The following is a 19,591-nucleotide window of genomic DNA, read 5'->3' as shown; positions in this document are numbered from 1 at the left end:
CTCTCACCTCACGCCTCGTATATAAAGGCACCGTAGGTCATTCCGGCACCGAAACTGGTAATCAACACCTTCTGTCCGCTGTTATAGGTTATACGTCCACCCTCGTAGGCCTCATTCAGAGCCAGAAAAACCGAGGCAGCAGAGGTATTTCCATACCTTTCCAGGTTGTTGATCGCCCTGTCCTCCGAGACCCCGAGCCGTTTGAGGACACCCTCCATGATCCTGAGGTTTGCCTGATGAAATATCCAACGATCGATATCAGAGGGAGATATACCGGCATCGGAGCATACGTCCTTCAGATATCCTGGAAGAACTCTCTGGGTAAACTTGAAAACGTCGTTTCCCTTCATCGACACGAAATGTTTTTTCTCCGCCAATGTGTCGCTGTTAGCTGGAAGGGAAGATAGCCCTCCAGGAAGGGTGATATAGTCCCACTTGGTTCCGTCGGCCTTCATATCGCAGGCGATAACACCGGGGGATCCCTTTTCTCCGGCCTCCAGTACGACCGCACCGGCTCCGTCGCCGAAAAGCACGCAGGTGGTCCGATCCTCCCAGTCTATCAGTCTGGATAAAACCTCTACACCGCACACCATCACCCTGTTCCACAGGCCCGATGCTATCCCTGAAGACGCCACGGATAGAGAGTAGACAGAACCGGTACATCCGGACTGGACGTCGAAGGCCCCTGCCTTGGACGCACCTATGGCTCCCTGAACCCTGGCGGCTACGCTGGGGAAAAGGGTGTCCGGAGAGTTTGTAGCGACTACAACCATGTCTATGGACTCGACGTCCACTCCGGATCTATCGATAGCCTGTCTACAGGCAGCGATGGCCAGATCGCTGGCGTTTTCGTCCTTGGAAGCTATTCTGCGCTCCCTTATACCGGTCCTCTCCACTATCCATTCGTTGCTGGTATCGACTATCCTCGCCAATTCATCGTTATCCATCACTTTGTCCGGAACCGCCATCCCGGTTGCCACCAGACGGACGGATCGTCCCTGAAGCAACGCCATCAAACGTCCTCCTCTCCAGGTAGGAGATCGGTTATCTCCTCTTTGATCTTACTGACTCCGTTTTTCAACACAAATTCCCTGGCCACACCGAGAGCGCTCGTTATGGCGGGAGCCTTGGAACGACCGTGGGCTTTGATTACCGCTCCGTTGACGCCCAACAGAGGCGTCCCACCGAACTTCTGGTAATCGAAACGATGCTGCAGATCCTTGAGCATCGGAAGAAAGAACACAAGCCCCATCTTGGCCAGGATTCTTTTATCTACCTCGTTTTTCAAGATCTTAAGGGCCAGCTCTCCAAGTCCTTCAAAGGACTTCAACATAACGTTGCCGGAGAAACCATCGCATACGACTACGTCGGCATGACCGAATGGAACGCCGTTTCCCTCTATGTATCCGCCAAAGTCGACATGGGAGTTTTCCACGAGCATGGTTCTGGCCTCGGATATAACTTCGTCTCCCTTGATCTCCTCGGAACCGTTGGAGAGAAGCCTCACGTCAGGTCGGCTCACTCCCACCATATGTTTCATGAACAAGGACCCCATAACGGCAAACTGGGACAGGTTGAGAGGCTTGCACCTAATGGTCGCACCTACGTCTATCAGAAGCGTTGGTTTTTCCAGAGTGGGCAAGACCACGCCCAACCCAGGACGATCTATACCGGATATCCTCCCTACCACCAGGACCCCTCCGGCGACTATGGCTCCGGTATTGCCTGCGGAGATACATCCTCCGGCCTCGCCGGAACGGACCATCTCCATGGCCAGGCGAAGACTTGAACGCCTTTTAGATCTTATGGCCCTGGCGGGAGATTCGTCCATGGATATGGACTCCTCCGCACTCACTACGTACAACCGACCCTTTATAGAGGGCTCGACCGAATCTATGGCCGATCCTATCCGGTCGGTGTCGCCCACAAGGGCTATATCGAGATCGGGAAATTTCCGACAGGCCTCTACGGCTCCGAGACAGTTCTCACTGGGACCGTAGTCCCCTCCCATTGCATCAAGCGCCAGTATCAAGCCTCTCACCTCTTACCTTTCTCTCACCCTCTGAATCTAGCGCCACTACGATGTACCGCCCGACGAAAATTTCCTTTTCGCCGACTCTGGTTCTGACGCTGACTATGTATTTATTTCCCTTATGGACACCTACCTTGGCCCTTGCCATAAGGACATCTCCAACCTTGGCGGGGGCCTTGAATCTACCTCTGATGGATCCAACTATAACCATGTCGGCTCCGACCACGGCGATGGCCAAGGAGGATGCTTGCGCGTATATATAATGGTCCCAGACATATTCCGTGTGTCTGAAGGCCATTTCCTGTCTGGTCTTGAGAACCGACAGAGCCCAGCGGTTCGGTTCCAGCTCCAGCAGATCTCCGATGAACTCTTCCTGTTTGAGAGACCTCAACTTGCTCGTAGCCTGCTCCGCCATCCGTCTGGTTCTCTCTCTGAGCTCCGGAACCCCCAGAAGGGTCCTGTCTAGACGAACGGTGCTTACGCTGACATCCAAAGTCGAAGCCAGCTCTTCGTCGGACAAAAGAGGATTCTGTCTTATAAGCTGGGACAACCGTTCGTGTCTCATCTTACGATTTATCGAACGTGCCACGGCGCCCCCTCCCTTATCACTTGGTCCTAACATCAGATTTGAATACCAGGCAAGTATAGGAATTTTTATCCTGCCGGTCAAGGGCAAACCTCATAAAAAAGGAGGACGGGAAAATCCCGCCCCCTTTTTTATCTTCGCCTCTTTGCTAGGCTTCCTTGTCCGCTGCGACCTCGATAGCCTTACGGCCTCTATAATAACCGCACTCGGGACAGGCATGGTAGTTTTGGATAGTCTCGCCACAGTGAGGACAGGCCGTCAGACCTGGCGTCTCGAGACGTCCAAGCCACTGAGCCTTCCTGTTATGAGTCCTGCGATGAGATACCCTTGACTTTGGAGTTGCCATCGATTTTCCCTCCTTTACCTGAAGAGCTGCCGAACTTATCGGCTAAAATTTGGAATCGGGGATCCGCCGCCTCTCCCTCTTCCCTCGTAGTGCTGGGCCCGATCGGATCACACCCCTCGGGACAAACCGGGTAAAGGGGCATGGAGACGACGAAACACTCCCAAAGGTCGCCGGAGATATCGATGGTTTTTCCAATCTGAGGCAACGATTTTATCACCTCGTCAAGTTCGACATCTTCCGACTCTTCTTCGTCGGGCTGCGACACATAACAATACTCGAAATTCTCGCCTATTGCAACCTCCAGAGGAACGAGACAACGAGAACATTCCGTTTCGACCCTAAAGGAGAGCCGGAGAGATATCCTGACCGCACCATCGTTCCGTACCGTCCTCGCCGAAAATTCGACGGGAGACACGCATCGGTAGGTACCTCCATCGAGCTTTATGAGATCCTGAAAATCCAGAGACCAGTTTTTCTCGGACGGCAGAAGCGGTTCTTCCGGAACATCCACAAAGAATCGCCAATTCTCCGGCGGGCTATCGCGGAAAACCAAAAGGACCGGCTCCTGGAGTTAACAGGACACCAGTTTTTTGGTGTCTCTCGCTATCACGAGTTCCTCGTTGGTAGGTATCACCATGACCTTGACTTTGGAGTCGTCGGAGCTGATGATCCTTTCCTCGCCTCTGAAATCGTTCTTGCTCTTGTCCACCGAGGCGCCCAGGAAACCGAGGTTCTCGGTGACTGTCTCCCTTATGGCCTTGCAGTTCTCGCCTATACCGGCGGTGAAGACGATGGCGTCCACGCCTCCCATGGCGGCGGCGTAGGCACCTATGTACTTGGTTATGCTGTAGGAAAGCATCTCGAAGGCCAAGGTAGCCCTCTCGTCTCCCTTCTCCATGCCCTCCTCGATATCTCTCAGATCGCTGCTGATTCCGGAGACACCGTGGACCCCGCTCTCTTTGTTGAGAATCGTGTCGGCCTTGTCCACCGACCCTTCCTTCTCAGCTATGAATTTGACTATGGATGGATCGATATCGCCACAGCGGGTTCCCATGAGAACCCCGGCGAGAGGTGTGAATCCCATGGACGTATCGACGCAGATTCCGTCCTTGACGGCGGTGATAGAGCTGCCGTTTCCGAGGTGACAGGTGACGATTTTAAGATCCTCGATGGGACGTCCCATAACCTCTGCACAGCGATTGGCCACGAAGAAGTGACTGGTGCCGTGGAAGCCGTAGCGACGGACCTTGTAGTCCTCGTAATAACGATAAGGCACACCGTACATATAGGCGTGTTTGGGCATCGTCTGGTGGAAGGCTGTATCGAAAACCCCGACCTGAGGAACGTCGGGAAGCACCGAGGTGATGGCCTCTATGCCGGTGATGTTGGCCGGATTATGCAAGGGGGCCAAGGGAATACATTCCTTGAGAGCGGCCATGACCGTGTCGTCAAGACGGACGGAGCAGGCAAACTTCTCTCCGGCATGAACGACCCGATGTCCCACGGCACTGAGCTCGTCCAGGCTGGAAAGCACTCCATGCTCTCCGTCTAGAAGAGAGTCCAGCACAAGCTTTACCGCAACCTTATGATCGGGGATAGCGGTCTCGGTGACCACGGCGTCCTGCCCTGCCTTGGTGTGTTTGATCCTGGAGCCCTCTATGCCGATCCTCTCCACCAAACCCTTGGCGAGAGCGTTTTCGGTCTCCATGTCGAAAATCTGATACTTAAGGGAAGAACTACCGCAGTTGATAACCAGAACTTTCATATCGCCTATAAGCCTCCTTGCCATTTTGCATTGCATGGCATAATGTTATCCCCGAACGAAAACTCCGAAGGGGGTATTCCGATGTTTAAAAAAGCGATCGGTATCATCGCCGAATATAACCCGTTCCATATGGGGCATCTGCATCACGTCGAGAATGCCTCTTCAAGTGGAGACCCGGTAATAGTGGCCCTTTCCTCCAACTTCACACAAAGAGGGAAACCAGCGTTTATCGATAAGTGGAGCCGTGCGGAGATGGCCCTGCTCTCCGGGGCGGATCTGGTGCTCGAACTTCCGGTCGTCTTTTCATGCCACAACGCCGGTGTTTTCGCAAACGCCGGCGTCGATATAATGAAGTCGACCGGGGTGGTCGACCGCCTCTCTTTCGGCATGGAGACGATATCCCCCAAACTTCGGGACATCGTGGCTATTTTAGTGGAGGAACCTAAACCTTTCAAGTTAAACCTTCGTAAGTTTCTAAATGAAGGTTTCTCTTACGTGGAATCCAGGACCAGAGCTATGGATTGCGCATATCCCGGAGCCGGAGAAATCCTCTCTCAGCCCAACAACAGCCTAGCTATCTCCTACATGATGAGGATAGAGGAAAAAGGATACGATATAACCCCACTTCCCGTGAAAAGAGCCGGAGCCGGATATCACGATCGATCGATATCCGTCGAGTTCCCCAGCGCAACGGCAATACGAAAGGGCATAAGGGGAAAGAGGGAGAAAGCCTTTCAGCAAGTTCCCCCCTTCAGCCGTAAAATTCTGGAGAGAGAGATATCGAGAGGAAGATGCTTCCTTGACAACGACACCCTGTGGGAAAAGATCCGCTTTCTGATGACCAGGACCTCCGGCGAAGAACTCGGGAAATATGCCGAGTTCGGGGAGGGCATAGAAAACAGATTCATGAAGGCCCTAGGGAAATCCACAGACTGGGAGGACTTCATCGATAGATGCACCTCCAGGAGATACCCAAGAGGAAGACTTCAGAGAAACATGATGCATTTTCTCATCGGTCTAGGACACGAGGAGAACAGGGCATATCAGGAAAAAGGCCCCGCCTACCTGAGGCCGCTGGGGGCTACAAAAAGGGGCAGAGATCTGCTCAAGAGAATAGACGAGGTAGGCACTCTTCCGGTAATATCGAAATTCGCTCAGTTGGACCGGGACTACGGTAGATCGATGCTTTTGATGGAAAGACGGAGCTGCGATATCTGGGAGCTACTCCTTCCGGGGGGAACTCCCGGAAAAGACGCCAAGACACCTCCGATCATCGTCCAATCTACTTGTCGAAACGAGGAAACCTCTCTCTGAGACGACGATACACACCTGGGGGAACCATCTCCTGCACCGGCCCTCCGAAGTTGAAGATATCCTTTACCGCATGGCTCGACAGATAGGAATATCTGGCTTCGGTCACAATAAACAAAGTCTCTATCTCCGGGGCTAGCTGTCTGTTCATCTGGGCAAGCTGAAACTCGTACTCGAAATCGGAAAGCGCCCGCAACCCCCTTATTATTATGCGGCTCCGTTCCTGTCGCAGAAAATCAACCAAAAGCCCGGTGAACGAATCTACCTTTACGTTAGGGAGATGGGACAGGGCCTCTATCGCCATGGTTTTTCTCTCGTCGACGCTGAAAGTGGCCCTCTTCTCCGGGTTTATAAGTATGGATACCGTCAGCTCGTCAAACAACCCGGCGGCTCTCTCGGCTATGTAGATGTGGCCGTTAGTTATGGGATCGAAGGACCCCGGATAGACGGCCCTGATGGTATGGCTCACCACTACCCCTCCTTTAAGGCCGACGAAGAGAGCTCCAAAAAGGAAAGGACCGACCTTCCGTAAGATCTCTCGTCTCTCAGGATCCAGGGAAAAGAGACCTTTACAGGTTCCTCCCTGCCATGCTCGAACACGAAAACCCCGTCCTCCTTCAGTATTTCTCTGCGGGAGAGAATTAAATCAGGAAGAGTCTCGTCCCATCGGGCTCCGTAGGGCGGATCGGCGAAAACGACGTCGAAGGCAAAACCCTTTCTCGATACCCAGGATAACCCCTTTCTGACGTCCATGGAAATATGGGTGTGAGAATCGAAGCTATTGGCCTTCCATATAGCCTTAGATCTGGATCGCACCAACTCCACAGAAACCACAGGATCCGCCCCTCTTCTGCACGCCTCGAAGGCTATCCGTCCAGTTCCGGAAAAGAGATCCAGGAAAGCCACCCCATTCAGGTTACCCAGGATATTGAAGAGAGCCTGAGCCACCAGGCCCGTAGTGGGGCGAACCTCCTTCATGATCTCCTGATGCTTCCTGCGACCGCCCCCAAGGCCTTACGGACCGCGGGAGTGAGATAAGGAGAACAGATTCCGTCTACCTTGACCAAAGCCCCGTTTTCCCTGAGAACTACCCTCACGTAAAATTTCTGCTCGTAACCGTCGTCGGAGGTTACCGCCTGAATAAGCCAGGATTCCCTGGAATCGGAGTAGATCCTCTCCAAAGTCCAGTGAGCTCCGTCCTCTCCCTCGGAGATACCCAACCTTTCATTCCTCAAAACTGCCATATCCAACTCGTCCGATTTCACGGCTACGTGCATATCGTCACACCTTCCGTCCACAATCCTACCCACTGTAAAATTACCGAACTTCTCGAAGACCAAGAGGTATATATCCTTGCCCTGCTCTAGCCATTTCCTCTCGTATTTCGTCGTTATCTCCCTTCTTTTGTTTACCTCGAAAGAGACCAAACTAAGAGAGGGATGTCCATCCAATATGGATGCGACCTCGTCGGCATACCATTTTTCGTCGGTGGCCAGTTCGAAACAGCCGCCGATACGTAAAACCGACGCAACCACATCGGAGAAACCTCTATGTGTGACCCGCCTCCTGGCGTGGCGTTCCTTGGGCCAGGGGCATGGGAAACTCATATATATTCGGTCTAAAGACTCGTCGCTGAAACACTCTCTCAGAAGGAATCGGGCATCGCCGCATATTATCCTGACGTTTCCAAGATTCTCTCTGACGGCCCTTTTTACCGCCTTGCCGACACAGGTCATGGAAATCTCCAATCCATAGACCGTCGTATCGGGGTTCAACCCGGCCAGGTGCGTGAGGAACTCCCCGTTTCCGAAGCCTATCTCAACCATCTTTCTGCCGCCTTGTTCCGGATCAAATGGCACTCCCGATATAGACGGTTCCAAGAGGACATCCTGTCTTTTCATGACCATAAAAACCTCCAACAAAAAAATGCAAGTATCCCCTGCCATCACCGCTTCCAGGTCGGCCAGGACAGTTCGCCATTATACCTTATAACCCGATCGTCGACGATTTGCTTTGACTCTTTAACTCTCGTTGGTATAATCAGGAGGAGAGCGACCTGTATGGTGTATAATTCAGCCTCTTAACGGAAACGCTTTTCATTTCAAGAAGGCGATGCTATGATAGGTTGTATGGGGTATACAAGATAATTCTTATTCTTCACCATATCAAGAGGGGGTAATTTTATGGCAAAGCAGTGGAAAACTATGGACGGAAACATGGCTGCGGCTCATGTTTCCTATGCGTTCACCGAGGTGGCGGCTATCTACCCGATAACTCCGTCGTCTCCCATGGCCGAATACGTGGACGAGTGGGCGGCACACGGCAGAAAGAACATATTCGGAAGAACCGTCGAGCTGGCGGAGCTTCAGTCCGAAGCCGGCGCATCCGGAGCCGTCCATGGTTCTCTCTCCGCAGGTTCCCTTACGAGCACCTTTACTGCCTCGCAGGGACTCATGCTCATGCTTCCCAATATGTACAAAATCGCAGGAGAGCTGCTTCCTGGGGTTTTTGACGTAAGCGCCAGAGCAATCGCCGGTCACGCTCTCTCCATATTCGGGGATCATAGCGACGTCACGGCCTGTCGTGCCTCAGGGTTCGCCATGCTGGCATCCGGCAGTGTACAGGAGACAATGGACTTGACGGCGGTAGCCCATCTCTCCGCCATAAGATCCAGCATCCCCTTCCTCAACTTCTTCGACGGTTTCCGTACCTCTCACGAGATACAGAAGGTAGAGGTCCTCGACTACGACGATCTAGCCGACCTGGTCGACTGGGACGCTATCAGAGATTTTAAGGAAAGAGCTCTTAACCCTGAGCATCCCTATCTGAAAGGGACCGCCCAGAATCCGGACATCTACTTCCAGGCCAAGGAAGCGGCCAACCGCTTCTATCTCGACGTGCCGGACATCGTCGAGGACTACATGAACCAGATAAGCGAGCTCACCGGTCGTCACTACGCTCCCTTCAACTACTACGGAGATCCCGAGGCGGAGAACATCGTCATCCTCATGGGCTCCTCCACTGAGGCTGCCGAGGAGACCGTGGATTATCTTATGGCCAAAGGAGAGAAGGTTGGTATCATCAAGGTCCATCTATACCGCCCCTTCTCGGCCAAGCACTTCTTCAAGGTGCTTCCCGCTACGGTCAAACGTATCGCCATCCTCGACCGCACCAAGGAACCGGGATCACTCGGAGAGCCCCTCTATGAGGACGTATGCGCACTTTTCAACGAGAAGTCCGAGCGTCCTGTCATAATCGGTGGACGTTACGGCCTCGGCTCGAACGACACCACTCCGAGCTGGCTCAAGACCGTATTCGACAACCTCAAGCTCTACGAGCCCAGAAACCATTTCACCATCGGAATCGTGGACGACGTCACCAGACTGTCCCTTGAGCTCAAAGAAGAGATCAACGCGGCTCCGGAGGGAACGATCAGATGTAAGTTCTGGGGTCTCGGCTCGGACGGCACTGTAGGAGCCAACAAGAACGCCATCAAGATCATCGGAGACAACACCGATATGTACGCTCAGGGCTACTTCTCCTACGACTCGAAGAAATCCGGAGGTGTCACCATATCCCACCTTCGCTTCGGCAAGAAGCCCATCAAGTCGACCTACCTCATCAAGGACGCCGACTTCATAGCCTGCCACAAGCAGGAGTACGTCCACCTTTACGACGTCCTCGACGGACTCAGGAAGAACGGCACGTTCCTTCTCAACACCCAGTGGACCGACATGGAGGCTCTGGAGGCCAATCTTCCGGCCAACGTAAAGAGGGCTCTGGCCGAAAAAGAGGCCGATTTCTACGTGATCAACGGAATCGATCTGGGACAGGAGATCGGTCTGGGCAACAGAATCAACATGATAATGATGTCCGCTTTCTTCAAGTTGGCGAAGGTCATCCCCTACGAGGATGCCATCAAGTACATGAAGGAAGCCAATAAGAAGACCTACGGCAAGAAGGGCGATAAGATCGTCGCCATGAACGATACAGCCGTGGACAAGGGAGCGGACGGTCTCATGAAGATAGAGATCCCCGACAGCTGGAAAAACGTAGAGGACACCTGCTGCTGCGAAGAGGACATGCTTCCCGAGTTCATCAAGGAAGTCTGTAAGCCTATGAACGCTCAGAAGGGCGATCAGCTTCCTGTGAGCGCCTTCGTCGGACGGGAGGACGGAAGCTTCCCCAGCGGAACCGCGGCATACGAAAAACGAGGCGTGGCCATCGACGTTCCCGAGTGGATCATGGACAAGTGCATCCAGTGCAACCAGTGTGCCATGGTATGTCCTCATGCTGCCATCAGGCCGGTCCTTCTGAACGAGGACGAGATGTCTCTGGCTCCGAAGAACTTCGAGGTAGTAGATGCCAAGGGCAAGGAGCTGGAAGGTCTCAAGTTCAGGATGCAGGTCAGCCCTCTAGACTGTCTTGGATGCGGCAACTGCGCCGACATCTGCCCGGTCAAGGCGCTGGAGATGAAGCCTCTGGCCACCCAGACCGATCCTCAGGCGGAGAACTGGGAGTTCGGCGTTTCAGTAAGCGATAAGTCCGACAGGGTAAACGTAAAGACGGTCAAGGGAAGCCAGTTCTCCCAGCCTCTGCTCGAGTTCTCCGGAGCCTGCGCCGGATGCGGAGAGACTCCCTACGCCAAGCTGATAACCCAGCTCTTCGGAGACAGGATGATCATCGCCAACGCCACGGGATGCACTTCCATATGGGGCGGATCCGCTCCTAGCATGCCCTACTGCACCAACGCAAAGGGACAGGGACCCGCTTGGGCTAACTCCCTCTTCGAGGATAACGCCGAATACGGGTACGGAATGGCCCTGTCGGTCAAGAGCATCGTCGGAGGCCTGGTAGAGAAGGCAAAGGCTCTGGTCGCCAAGGATATAGACGAGGACGTCAAGGCAGCCCTTCAGGAATGGCTCGACTCCTACAACGACGGAGACGCCTCCAAGAAAGCCGCCGAAAAGGTCAGATCCATACTCGACAGAGACCTCGGCTGCGCCGAATGCAACGCCCTTCTGGACGACATAGCCGAGCTTGAAGACTACCTTGTCAAGAAGTCGGTCTGGATCTTCGGAGGAGACGGCTGGGCCTACGACATCGGTTACGGCGGACTGGACCACGTCCTGGCCTCCGGTGAAAACGTGAACGTAATGGTCTTCGACACCGAGGTCTACTCCAACACGGGCGGACAGTCCTCCAAAGCCACACCGACCGCGGCCGTAGCCAAGTTCGCCGCATCGGGTAAGAAGATCGCCAAGAAGGACCTGGGACGCATGGCCATGACATACGGCTACGTCTACGTAGCTCAGGTGGCTATGGGAGCGGACAAGAACCAGCTGGTAAAGGCTATGGCCGAGGCCGAGGCATACGACGGACCTTCCCTCATCATCGCCTACGCTCCCTGCATTAACCACGGCCTCAAGGAAGGCATGGGACGCAGCCAGAATCAGGAAAAGAAGGCCGTAGAGGCAGGGTACTGGCATCTCTATCGCTACAACCCCGAGGCGGAAGAGGGCAAGAACCCCTTCAGCCTGGATTCCAAGGAGCCCAAGGCTTCCTTCAAGGACTTCATCCTCAGCGAGGTGCGTTACTCCTCACTGACGAAGACCTTCCCCGAGGTGGCGGAACAGCTCTTCGAGGCCGCTGAGAGGGACGCCAAGAGGCGCTACGAGACCTACAAGAAACTTGCCGAGAACTAGAACGCAGAAAATAGATTCAGAACAATCTTTCTAGGCGGGAGGCCGTAAAAAAGCGGCCTCCCGCCGTTTTTGGTAGTTGACCGAAAGGTGTCGGCCGTGTATAATGCTCCTCGTTGAGGCGGGACGTAGCGCAGCCTGGCTAGCGTACCTGAATGGGGTTCAGGTGGTCGGAGGTTCGAATCCTCTCGTCCCGACCAGAATTATCAACGGGAAGCCGTAAAGGCTTCCCGTTTTTTTCATATTTCAGGAGGTCCAAGATCCTATGAGAGATGCCCCCTCTTTTACTCCGAGAACCAGCCTGGGACAGAATTTCCTGATCAATAGGGACATAGTCCGAAGGACTGTGGAGAAAGCCGACATAACGGAGAACGACGTGATCCTCGAGATAGGTCCTGGTCAGGGAGTCCTGACGAGGGAGATACTGTCGTCTAGATGTTCCCACCTTCATTCCATAGAGATAGACAGAAGGCTGGAACCTTTTCTTCAGGATATAGAGGGAGATGACCGTTTTTCCCTCCATTGGGGAGACGGGGTGAAGTTCCCCTACGGAGAACTTAGACCGGTTCCCTCCAAGGTGGTAGCAAACATACCCTACCACGTAACGACCCCTTTGATATGGTCTATATTGGAAAAACTGGCTCCCTCCGGTCTGAGTTATATGATAATGATGGTCCAGAAGGAGGCGGCGGACCGGCTTGTCGCACAGGCCAGTACCAAGGAGCGTTACCCTTTGGGTATAACCTTGGCGGCCATGGGATCGGCCAAGACATACATGAAGGTATCCCCCGGGTCCTTCAGGCCTATCCCTAAGGTATCCTCCGCTCTGGTAGAGCTGACGATAGAGAGGAGGAGAGATCTCCCCTCAGACGACCTCTGGCGAAAGGTTCTTAAGGCCGGGTTCTCTCAGAGACGAAAGAAACTGGCAAATAACCTAGTCTCCCTCGGAGTCAAAAAGGAAGAGATTCTAGCTCTCATGGATCGCTCCGACATTCCATCGGAGGCGAGAGCCGAGACCCTTTCTGTATCTCAATGGCTCGAATTCGTGGAATCCCTAAGACGGGCGGTTTAAAAAAAGAGTGGCATGGAAGAGACGAAGCGTCTCGACCATGCCACTCTTTCGTGACCGGAAAGTCCTCTAGTTAACCCTGTCCTTAAGCGCTTTTCCGGGACGGAACACAGGGACCTTCTTGGCGGGAATCTCTATGGTCTTCTCGGGATCCTGAGGGTTCCTGCCGGTTCTAGCCGCTCTCTCTCTTACCTCGAAGGTTCCAAATCCGACAAGCTGGACCTTTTCACCCTTTACCAGGGCCTCCTCGACTGACTCCAAAACGGCAGAGACCGCCTCTCCTGCGGCTTTTTTGCTGAGTTCCGCGGATTTAGCCACTGCCTCGATAAGTTCGGTTTTAGTCACGTCAAACTACCTCCTCAAAAGGATAAATAAAACGACTCCTACACGCAGGAAGAACTAAGCTCTCCCTGCTATTTTTATCAGCTCATCCAGTCGTGGTCAAGCCTCAGCGCCTTTTTCCATCGCTATTACGCCAAAAAAGGCGTATAGGTACCCCATCGTAGTCTCCTAGCCTTCTGATTTGATTAATCATGTGATTCTCGAAGGACCTGGTAACTATATTTCTCTCATTCACGAAAAACACGAACATAGGGGGCTCCACACCTGCCTGGGTACAATAATAGATCCGAAGAAGCTTCCCTTTCTTATCGCTAGGGAGCCTCTCGAAGGCCAGGACATCTCGCAACAGACCGTTCAGCTTGGTGGTACTGAACCTGTTCTTACGCCTCTCGTAGACCCCTAATACTGCGTCCAGGAGCTTCGCTCCCACCCCTCTTCCGGTCAAAGCGGAGCAAAACACCAGAGGAGCGTGGTTGACGAAAACCAGGGAATCTCTGACCAAATCTCTTTTCTCGTCTCCGATCCTCTCTCCGTCGCCCTTGAGAAGATCCCATTTGTTCATCACCAGGACTATTCCCTTGCCTCTCTCCACTATGGAAGAGGCTAGTTTCTTATCCTGATCGGTAACCCCCTCGACCGCGTCCACCACCAATATGGCGACGTCCGACCGGTCTATGCTCTCCATGGTCCTGACGAAGGAATAATACTCTATATCGTCCTTGAAACGGCTCTTACGCCTTAGACCAGCGGTATCTATGAGACGAAGCTTTCTGCCATCGTCCAATTCCATGAGAGAGTCGATGGAGTCCCTGGTGGTTCCAGGAACGTCGCTCACCAAAGAACGGTTTTCGCCTAAAAGCCTGTTGAGTATGCTGGACTTACCTACGTTGGGTCTACCAACCAGGGCGACCTTTATCTCGTCTTCCTCATAGAAAGACCTATCGTCCTCGGGAAGAAGCTCGCATACCCTGTCCAAAAGGTCATCTATACCTCTGGCGTGTATGGCGCTTATGCCGACAACATCTTGAAAACCTAGACCGTAGGCTTCGTAGACCAGTTCGTCGAACTTCATGTCGTCCAGCTTATTGACGACGACTACGACCGGCTTTGGGGTGCCCTTCCTGATCACCATGGCTATATCCTCGTCCATCCATGTCAGACCTTCTCTGCCGTCCACGGAAAGGAGGATAACGTCGCTTTCCTCCATAGCCTGGAGTATCTGCCCCTTCATACCTTCCATTATGGGATCCTCGTCCCTCAGCAAAAGGCCTCCGGTATCCACCAGGTAAAAACTGTTTCCCCTCCATTCAACCTGACCGTAGAGTCTGTCCCTGGTAACTCCCGGGACGTCGTCCACTATGGCCCTTCTCTCCCCTATCAATCTATTGAACAACGAGGACTTCCCTACGTTGGGACGTCCTACTATGGTTACGATTGCCATCTTTTCCTCCCTAGTCGGTCCAGAGGACCACTTTCGGATATTCGGCGGATCCTATGACATACTCTGATTCCAGGGCCACATAAAGCCGATGAAGGTGTTTAACAGCCACCCATATCAGATCCTGAAAGGGATCGGGGTCCATTACGTCCAACCCCGCCGATACCAACTTATCGATTAGTCTTTCCTTGTATCTACAGCTCACCCTGATCTCCGCAAGATAACGAAAAGGCGGAAGCTCCAGTTCCGATCTCTCCACAAGCTCTCTTCTCCAAAACGAGGTCCATCCGGAGAGGAGGGATACCTGCCAGCCCTTACCGGGACGTCTGCTTTGGATCACGACCTGTCGCCTCTCCGGAGAAGGACCTCTCCAGCAGGACTCGGATATCATTGTATAGGCGCTGTATCTGGCATCGTGTTCGGATCTTCTTGCCTCTCCATCCGAATCGAGCCAACAGACCAGCCCCACGTCCAAGATATCACATAATTCCAGGCTCTTTCTCGTTCCTACGACCAAACCTCCCGAGGATAACTCCTTTATCCTGTCACGTCTATCCACAGTCCTCTTGGGATCGTCGGAAGACCAAGTGAACACTCTCTCCTTCGAGACCACGGCTTGAGCTATCGGCAACAGAGCCTCAAGCCCCGGACGTCTACCCATTATAACCGGACCTCCGCAGTTAGGACACTTATTCGGGATATCGAAGGTCTTTCCGCAACGTACGCAACGTCCCCTTCCTCCGAACAGCCTCAAGGTCCCTCCGCAGTCACACCTGAGAGGGTGTTCGCAATCGTCACATTTCAGATCCCCGACATATCCCTTTCTATCCAGTATCCAAAGGGCGACCCTACCGTTTTCCATCGTATCGAGGGTCCTGGTCATAGTTCCCTCCGCCAGAGGAATCTCGTCGGAAGCTCCCGGCACAGATACCCTGTTCGCGTCGTTGAGATCTATAAAGACGACCCTCGATTCCAGACGTCCACGTTCCTCCTCGGGACGAAGCTCTCGGAACACTCGTGAGGACGGGATCCTCCCTCCAACTACCAGACGGGATCTCGAGTCCATAGCTAGCCTGGTCAATACGCTCCTGCCGTTCAATCGGGGATGACGTTGCATACGATATGAGTCGTTCCCCTCGTCCTCCACCACGACGAGATCGGGCTCCAGGGGAGCGGCCATCACCCCCGGCCCCCCCACCACGAAACGACAGTTTCCGTCCCTGACGGAAAGCCAGGCCTCCATCTTTTTCTTACCGCCGGTATTGGGCCAGAGGAGACCTCCGACGATACCGTCATCCTCCAGCCTTTTCAGGAAAGCCTTGGCCCTGAGCTGCTCCGGGAAGGAGATAATCGCCCTGGTGCTACCATCTCCCAAAAGCTCCTCGTAAAACTTAAGACGATCGTCGTCCAACCAGCGATAGAGACCCTCCATGGAAAAAGACGGTTTCTCCTTTTTTTTCGATCTATCGATAAAGGGAGAGAGGTCCTCTCCCTTCAATATCTGTTCCGGCAGCATGGAGGAAAGAGCCTGGCCTACACCGCATAGAAAGGAACGACCGACCCAGGTCATAAGACGCCAGGACACGTCCGGTATCGTAGAGGATTCATCCAGAACCTCCATAATCGGCCTTACCTTCTTCTCCGGCCAGGAGGAAGTTTCGTCGCATCTAGATACGAATCCTATTCGAGATCCTCGTCCTATCGGAACTCTTACCCTGACGCCCGGCTCCAAAGGTCGATCGTGACGATAGGTCAACCCCGACCACCAAGGGCCCGGAACCAGGACTTCAGGAAACCAAGTCACATTCAGCGCCCCTCTCGTAGCAAGAGCACCTCGTCCCAGATAACACCGGCAACCTCCGACTTCTTCCCTTGAATCTCCTTGGAGTTTCCATGAACGTCGAAGATCGTGACCCTGTTGGTGTCGGTTCCGAAGCCGCTTCCCGGTTCGGCGAGATCGTTCGCTACTATGAGATCCAATCCCTTGGCATTGAGCTTTCTCAGAGCGTTTTCCTTAAGGTCGTTCGTCTCGGCGGCGAACCCTACCAGGATCTGCCCTGGTTTTTTCATCTCTCCCAGGGTAGCCGCTATATCGGGATTGGCAACCATCGAGAAGGAGACCTCCGATTTCCCCTCTCGTTTTATCTTATGCTCCGATCTGGAGGCGAACCTGTAGTCCCCAACAGCCGCAGCCTTTACCATCACGTCGCAATCGTCCATGGCTCGGGTGGCAGCGTCGAGCATGTCCTCTGCCGAGGTTACTGGTATAACCTGAATGCCATGAGGCAGCTCCAGGGCGACCGGTCCCGATATGAGACGGACCTCCGCTCCTCTGTACCAGGCCTCCTTGGCTATAGCGTATCCCATCTTGCCACTGCTGGGATTGGATATATAGCGCACGGGATCCAAGAACTCTCTGGTAGGGCCTGCCGTTACCGCCACAGACAGACCTGCCAGATCTTTGGGACAAAGAGCCCTCTCGACCTCCTCCACTATGACCTCCACGTCGGGAAGGCGACCTCTGCCCTCGTAGCCACAGGCCAGATCCCCAGAATCGGGGTCGACCACAACGTACCCCATGGACTCCAATGTATCTAGGTTCCTCCTGGTAGCACTGTGATCCAACATATTGACGTTCATGGCAGGAAAGACTACCACGGGAGCCCTGGAGGCCAAAACGGCTCCGTCTATCACCTTAGAGGCGTTTCCACCGGCAAGCCTGGCGGCGGTATCGGCGGTACAGGGAGCGACCACTATAACGTCGGCCCATTCCGCCAGAGATATATGTGGTATATGCCAACCGGAATCATCGGAAAGATAGTCCCGATCACGCCATACTCTGTTATGGGATAAAGTGGCTAGGACCATGGGGCTTACGAAAGCCTCCGATGCCTCGGTCATGGCCACCTTAACCTCCCATCCGGACCGGATAAAGCCCCTCACCAGGTGAGGGGCTTTATATGCAGCTATTCCACCGGTCACACATAGAAGGACTCTACTCGACCGAGACGGACTCTTCATCGGAGGAAACTCCTCCCTCTTCTCCGGCAACCCCCATCTTGACCGAGAGTTTGTCCGATTCCAGCTCGGAAAGAGCTATGGAGATTACCTTCTCTCCCTTTCCGGTCTCTTCAAACGCCCTGCTTCCCCTGTCCTCGCTCAGGCTTCTGGCCCTGGCTGCTACGACTGTGGTCAGAAGATATTTATTTGATACTCCTGAATTCTTTTTAATCTTATCTATGTCGAAAAATTTCAACCTAATCCCTCCCTTTACCTCTTCCCTCGCGATAATCGTAAACGATTTGCTCCAGTTCGGAAACCGCCCTTTGAAGTTCGTCGTTGACCACTATATGGTCGTATCTGACGGCCAAGGCCATCTCCTCCAGAGCGTTGTTCAACCTCAGTTTTATGGTTCGTTCGTCCTCCGATCCCCTTCGGCGAAGACGGCATTCCAACTCTTCCGTAGAAGGTGGAGTTAAAAAAACCGTAACTATATCGGGACATCTATCCTTAACTTGCAGGGTACCCTGAACGTCTATCTCCAGCACTACGTCCTTGCCCTCGTCTAGATATCGTTCGACATCGGAGCAGAGGGTGCCGTACATATTTCCGTGAACCTCGGCCCACTCCAGGAAGTCACCGGCGGCGATCCTGCGTTTGAACTCCTTCTGCCCTATAAAACGATAGTCTACCCCGTCGATCTCTCCCTGTCTCGGAGTTCTGGTAGTACAGGATATGGAAAAGACCAATCCCTCCACCCTTCGAAACAACTCCTTGCGTACGGTCCCCTTACCTGCTCCACTTGGTCCGGAGAAGACGAACAACCGCCCTCGGCTGTCCCGTTTAACCATCTGGTTCCTCGCCGGAAAAACGATTGACGATAGTCTCCGGCTGGATGGCCGACAGAATGACGTGATTGCTGTCGGTCACCAATATGGCCCTTGTCTTCCGCCCCTGAGTGGCATCTACGAGACGACCGGTCTCTTTGGCCTCTTCTTTCAGACGTTTCATCGGAGCCGAAGTAGGGTGTATTATGGCCACGACTCTCTCGGCAACTACCATGTTTCCGAATCCTATATGAACGAGTCTCTGTCCCACAGACTATCACTCCACGTTTTGAACCTGTTCCCTAATCCTCTCCAACAAGGATTTTCCGTCGACCACAAGCCATCGTATCTCGGCATCCGCAACTTTGGAGCCCATCGTGTTGATCTCTCTGTTCATCTCCTGGAGAAGGAAATCCAGTTTTCTCCCTCTGGGTCCCTCTTCGTCCAGCAGTTTCTCGAACTGACCTATATGACTGTCCGTACGGGAAAGCTCCTCGGATATATCCCATTTATCCGCTATTACCGTCATCTCTTGAGCAAGCCGTCCCTCGTCCATAGATATCTCGAAACGATCCGCCACCGCCTGAACCCTTTCCTTAAGCGACTCAAAGGCCTTGTCCGCACATCCCCGCCAGAGAGAGCCTATCTTGGACACTATTACCCGGTAGTCCTCTAGACATCCGGAGATATCCTCAAGGAGCTTTTCACCCTCACTCTCCCTCATAGAGACCAGCTCGTCCAGTCCCCGAGAGGTTAGATCGGCTAAAACCGACGATATCTCGTCTTTCATCGACGAGGAAGACGCGGATGGAAGATCCAAAACCCCGGGCAATCCTAAAATTCCGTTCAGGGGAAGCTCGTCCGATCCATCCCCCATAGATAGCACCACGTCTTTCACCTGTGACAGATAGGAGCTAAGGACATCGGGGTTTATCCTGCCCATGCGACACTCGGAAGCCCATGAAAGCTCTACCCTGACCTGAACCTTGCCTCTATTGAGTCTTTTCTTGACGGCTCCCTGTATCAGAGGATCCTCCGAAGCCAGCTCTCTCCCTGACTTCACGAAGACCTCCAGATAGCGGGAGTTGACGCTGGAGAATTCCACGGTCAAGGTACCCCAATCCCTATCCACCGAGACTCGGCTAAAACCGGTCATACTTGTCAACATAACGA

At 53.6% G+C, this 19,591-nt stretch carries 20 protein-coding genes and 1 tRNA gene; 4 read left to right on the top strand and 17 right to left on the bottom strand.

Translation table 11 applies throughout. The annotated features are described in order from the left end of the window. Window positions 1-8 precede the first annotated feature (8 nt). The 6 genes from L2W48_RS03885 to L2W48_RS03860 all read right to left on the bottom strand — a co-directional run bounded on the left by L2W48_RS03885 (window position 9) and on the right by L2W48_RS03860 (window position 4,729). Complete coding sequence (locus L2W48_RS03885) at window positions 9-1,013, bottom strand: 3-oxoacyl-ACP synthase III family protein (RefSeq protein ID WP_236098725.1); 1,005 nt, start codon at window positions 1,011-1,013, stop codon at window positions 9-11. Further along, window positions 1,013-2,032 (bottom strand): phosphate acyltransferase PlsX, encoded by a 1,020-nt coding sequence (gene plsX / locus L2W48_RS03880; protein ID WP_236098724.1) that lies wholly within the window; start codon window positions 2,030-2,032, stop codon window positions 1,013-1,015. The genes L2W48_RS03885 and plsX overlap by 1 nt, the downstream gene beginning before the upstream one ends. After that, window positions 2,016-2,621 (bottom strand): transcription factor FapR, encoded by a 606-nt coding sequence (gene fapR / locus L2W48_RS03875; protein ID WP_236098723.1) that lies wholly within the window; start codon window positions 2,619-2,621, stop codon window positions 2,016-2,018. Before fapR ends, plsX begins: the two co-directional genes overlap by 17 nt. Window positions 2,622-2,766: 145 nt before the next feature. Continuing rightward, window positions 2,767-2,964, bottom strand: coding sequence for a 50S ribosomal protein L32 (gene rpmF, locus L2W48_RS03870; RefSeq protein WP_236098722.1), 198 nt, complete (start codon window positions 2,962-2,964; stop codon window positions 2,767-2,769). Continuing rightward, entirely contained in the window at window positions 2,921-3,517 is a 597-nt protein-coding gene (locus tag L2W48_RS03865; protein ID WP_236098721.1) for a YceD family protein, read from the bottom strand. The genes rpmF and L2W48_RS03865 overlap by 44 nt, the downstream gene beginning before the upstream one ends. Window positions 3,518-3,535: 18 nt before the next feature. Beyond that, the gene (locus tag L2W48_RS03860; RefSeq protein WP_236098720.1) at window positions 3,536-4,729 is read right to left on the bottom strand and encodes an acetate/propionate family kinase; all 1,194 of its coding nucleotides are present in this window, start codon (window positions 4,727-4,729) and stop codon (window positions 3,536-3,538) included. An 81-nt stretch (window positions 4,730-4,810) separates the two neighbouring features. Between L2W48_RS03860 and L2W48_RS03855 the strand changes: the two genes are divergently transcribed. Then, on the top strand, window positions 4,811-6,043 hold the full coding sequence (locus tag L2W48_RS03855) for a tRNA(Met) cytidine acetate ligase (protein WP_236098719.1): 1,233 nt from the start codon (window positions 4,811-4,813) through the stop codon (window positions 6,041-6,043). Here the strand turns inward: L2W48_RS03855 and coaD are convergent. From coaD to trmB, 3 genes are read right to left on the bottom strand one after another with little or no spacing between them, the layout of a single operon-like run. After that, window positions 6,012-6,509, bottom strand: a complete 498-nt coding sequence (gene coaD, locus L2W48_RS03850) for a pantetheine-phosphate adenylyltransferase (RefSeq protein WP_236098718.1) — start codon at window positions 6,507-6,509, stop codon at window positions 6,012-6,014. The genes L2W48_RS03855 and coaD overlap by 32 nt on opposite strands. Window positions 6,510-6,511: 2 nt before the next feature. Continuing rightward, window positions 6,512-7,018, bottom strand: coding sequence for an RsmD family RNA methyltransferase (locus L2W48_RS03845; protein ID WP_236098717.1), 507 nt, complete (start codon window positions 7,016-7,018; stop codon window positions 6,512-6,514). Further along, complete coding sequence (gene trmB / locus L2W48_RS03840) at window positions 7,015-7,941, bottom strand: tRNA (guanosine(46)-N7)-methyltransferase TrmB (RefSeq protein ID WP_236098716.1); 927 nt, start codon at window positions 7,939-7,941, stop codon at window positions 7,015-7,017. Before trmB ends, L2W48_RS03845 begins: the two co-directional genes overlap by 4 nt. Window positions 7,942-8,223: 282 nt before the next feature. Between trmB and nifJ the strand changes: the two genes are divergently transcribed. The 3 genes from nifJ to rsmA all read left to right on the top strand — a co-directional run bounded on the left by nifJ (window position 8,224) and on the right by rsmA (window position 12,814). Then, window positions 8,224-11,745, top strand: a complete 3,522-nt coding sequence (nifJ, locus tag L2W48_RS03835; protein WP_236098715.1) for a pyruvate:ferredoxin (flavodoxin) oxidoreductase — start codon at window positions 8,224-8,226, stop codon at window positions 11,743-11,745. A 119-nt stretch (window positions 11,746-11,864) separates the two neighbouring features. After that, window positions 11,865-11,942: transfer RNA gene (locus L2W48_RS03830), tRNA-Pro, on the top strand. 65 nt (window positions 11,943-12,007) lie between these two features. Continuing rightward, the gene (rsmA, locus tag L2W48_RS03825; RefSeq protein ID WP_236098714.1) at window positions 12,008-12,814 is read left to right on the top strand and encodes a 16S rRNA (adenine(1518)-N(6)/adenine(1519)-N(6))-dimethyltransferase RsmA; all 807 of its coding nucleotides are present in this window, start codon (window positions 12,008-12,010) and stop codon (window positions 12,812-12,814) included. Between the two features lie 66 nt (window positions 12,815-12,880). Here rsmA and hbs read toward each other — a convergent pair whose 3' ends face one another. The 8 genes from hbs to L2W48_RS03785 form a co-directional block, all read right to left on the bottom strand. Further along, a complete protein-coding gene (gene hbs / locus L2W48_RS03820; protein WP_005662342.1) occupies window positions 12,881-13,156 on the bottom strand; it encodes a non-specific DNA-binding protein Hbs in 276 nt (91 codons plus the stop codon). A 103-nt stretch (window positions 13,157-13,259) separates the two neighbouring features. Then, entirely contained in the window at window positions 13,260-14,594 is a 1,335-nt protein-coding gene (der, locus tag L2W48_RS03815) for a ribosome biogenesis GTPase Der (RefSeq protein ID WP_236098713.1), read from the bottom strand. 10 nt (window positions 14,595-14,604) lie between these two features. Beyond that, entirely contained in the window at window positions 14,605-16,395 is a 1,791-nt protein-coding gene (locus L2W48_RS03810) for a primosomal protein N' family DNA-binding protein (protein WP_236098712.1), read from the bottom strand. A gap of 2 nt (window positions 16,396-16,397) precedes the next feature. Further along, window positions 16,398-17,612: a bifunctional phosphopantothenoylcysteine decarboxylase/phosphopantothenate--cysteine ligase CoaBC gene (gene coaBC, locus L2W48_RS03805; protein ID WP_236098711.1), complete on the bottom strand. Its 1,215-nt coding sequence runs from the start codon at window positions 17,610-17,612 to the stop codon at window positions 16,398-16,400. Then, entirely contained in the window at window positions 17,587-17,847 is a 261-nt protein-coding gene (gene rpoZ / locus L2W48_RS03800; protein WP_236098710.1) for a DNA-directed RNA polymerase subunit omega, read from the bottom strand. Before rpoZ ends, coaBC begins: the two co-directional genes overlap by 26 nt. Window position 17,848: 1 nt before the next feature. Continuing rightward, window positions 17,849-18,442, bottom strand: a complete 594-nt coding sequence (gmk, locus tag L2W48_RS03795; RefSeq protein ID WP_236098709.1) for a guanylate kinase — start codon at window positions 18,440-18,442, stop codon at window positions 17,849-17,851. Then, window positions 18,435-18,689 carry a DUF370 domain-containing protein gene (locus tag L2W48_RS03790; RefSeq protein ID WP_236098708.1) on the bottom strand — a complete coding sequence of 85 codons (255 nt, stop codon included), beginning with the start codon at window positions 18,687-18,689 and terminating at the stop codon, window positions 18,435-18,437. Before L2W48_RS03790 ends, gmk begins: the two co-directional genes overlap by 8 nt. A 6-nt stretch (window positions 18,690-18,695) precedes the next feature. Continuing rightward, a complete protein-coding gene (locus L2W48_RS03785; RefSeq protein ID WP_236098707.1) occupies window positions 18,696-19,574 on the bottom strand; it encodes a YicC/YloC family endoribonuclease in 879 nt (292 codons plus the stop codon). Between the last annotated feature and the right edge of the window lie 17 nt (window positions 19,575-19,591).

Origin of the sequence: Dethiosulfovibrio russensis (assembly GCF_021568855.1) — a bacterium.
GTDB classification, from domain to species: Bacteria; Synergistota; Synergistia; order Synergistales; family Dethiosulfovibrionaceae; genus Dethiosulfovibrio; species Dethiosulfovibrio russensis.
Note: the sequence above shows the minus strand (reverse complement) of the source record. Positions and strands in the feature narration are given on the sequence as shown.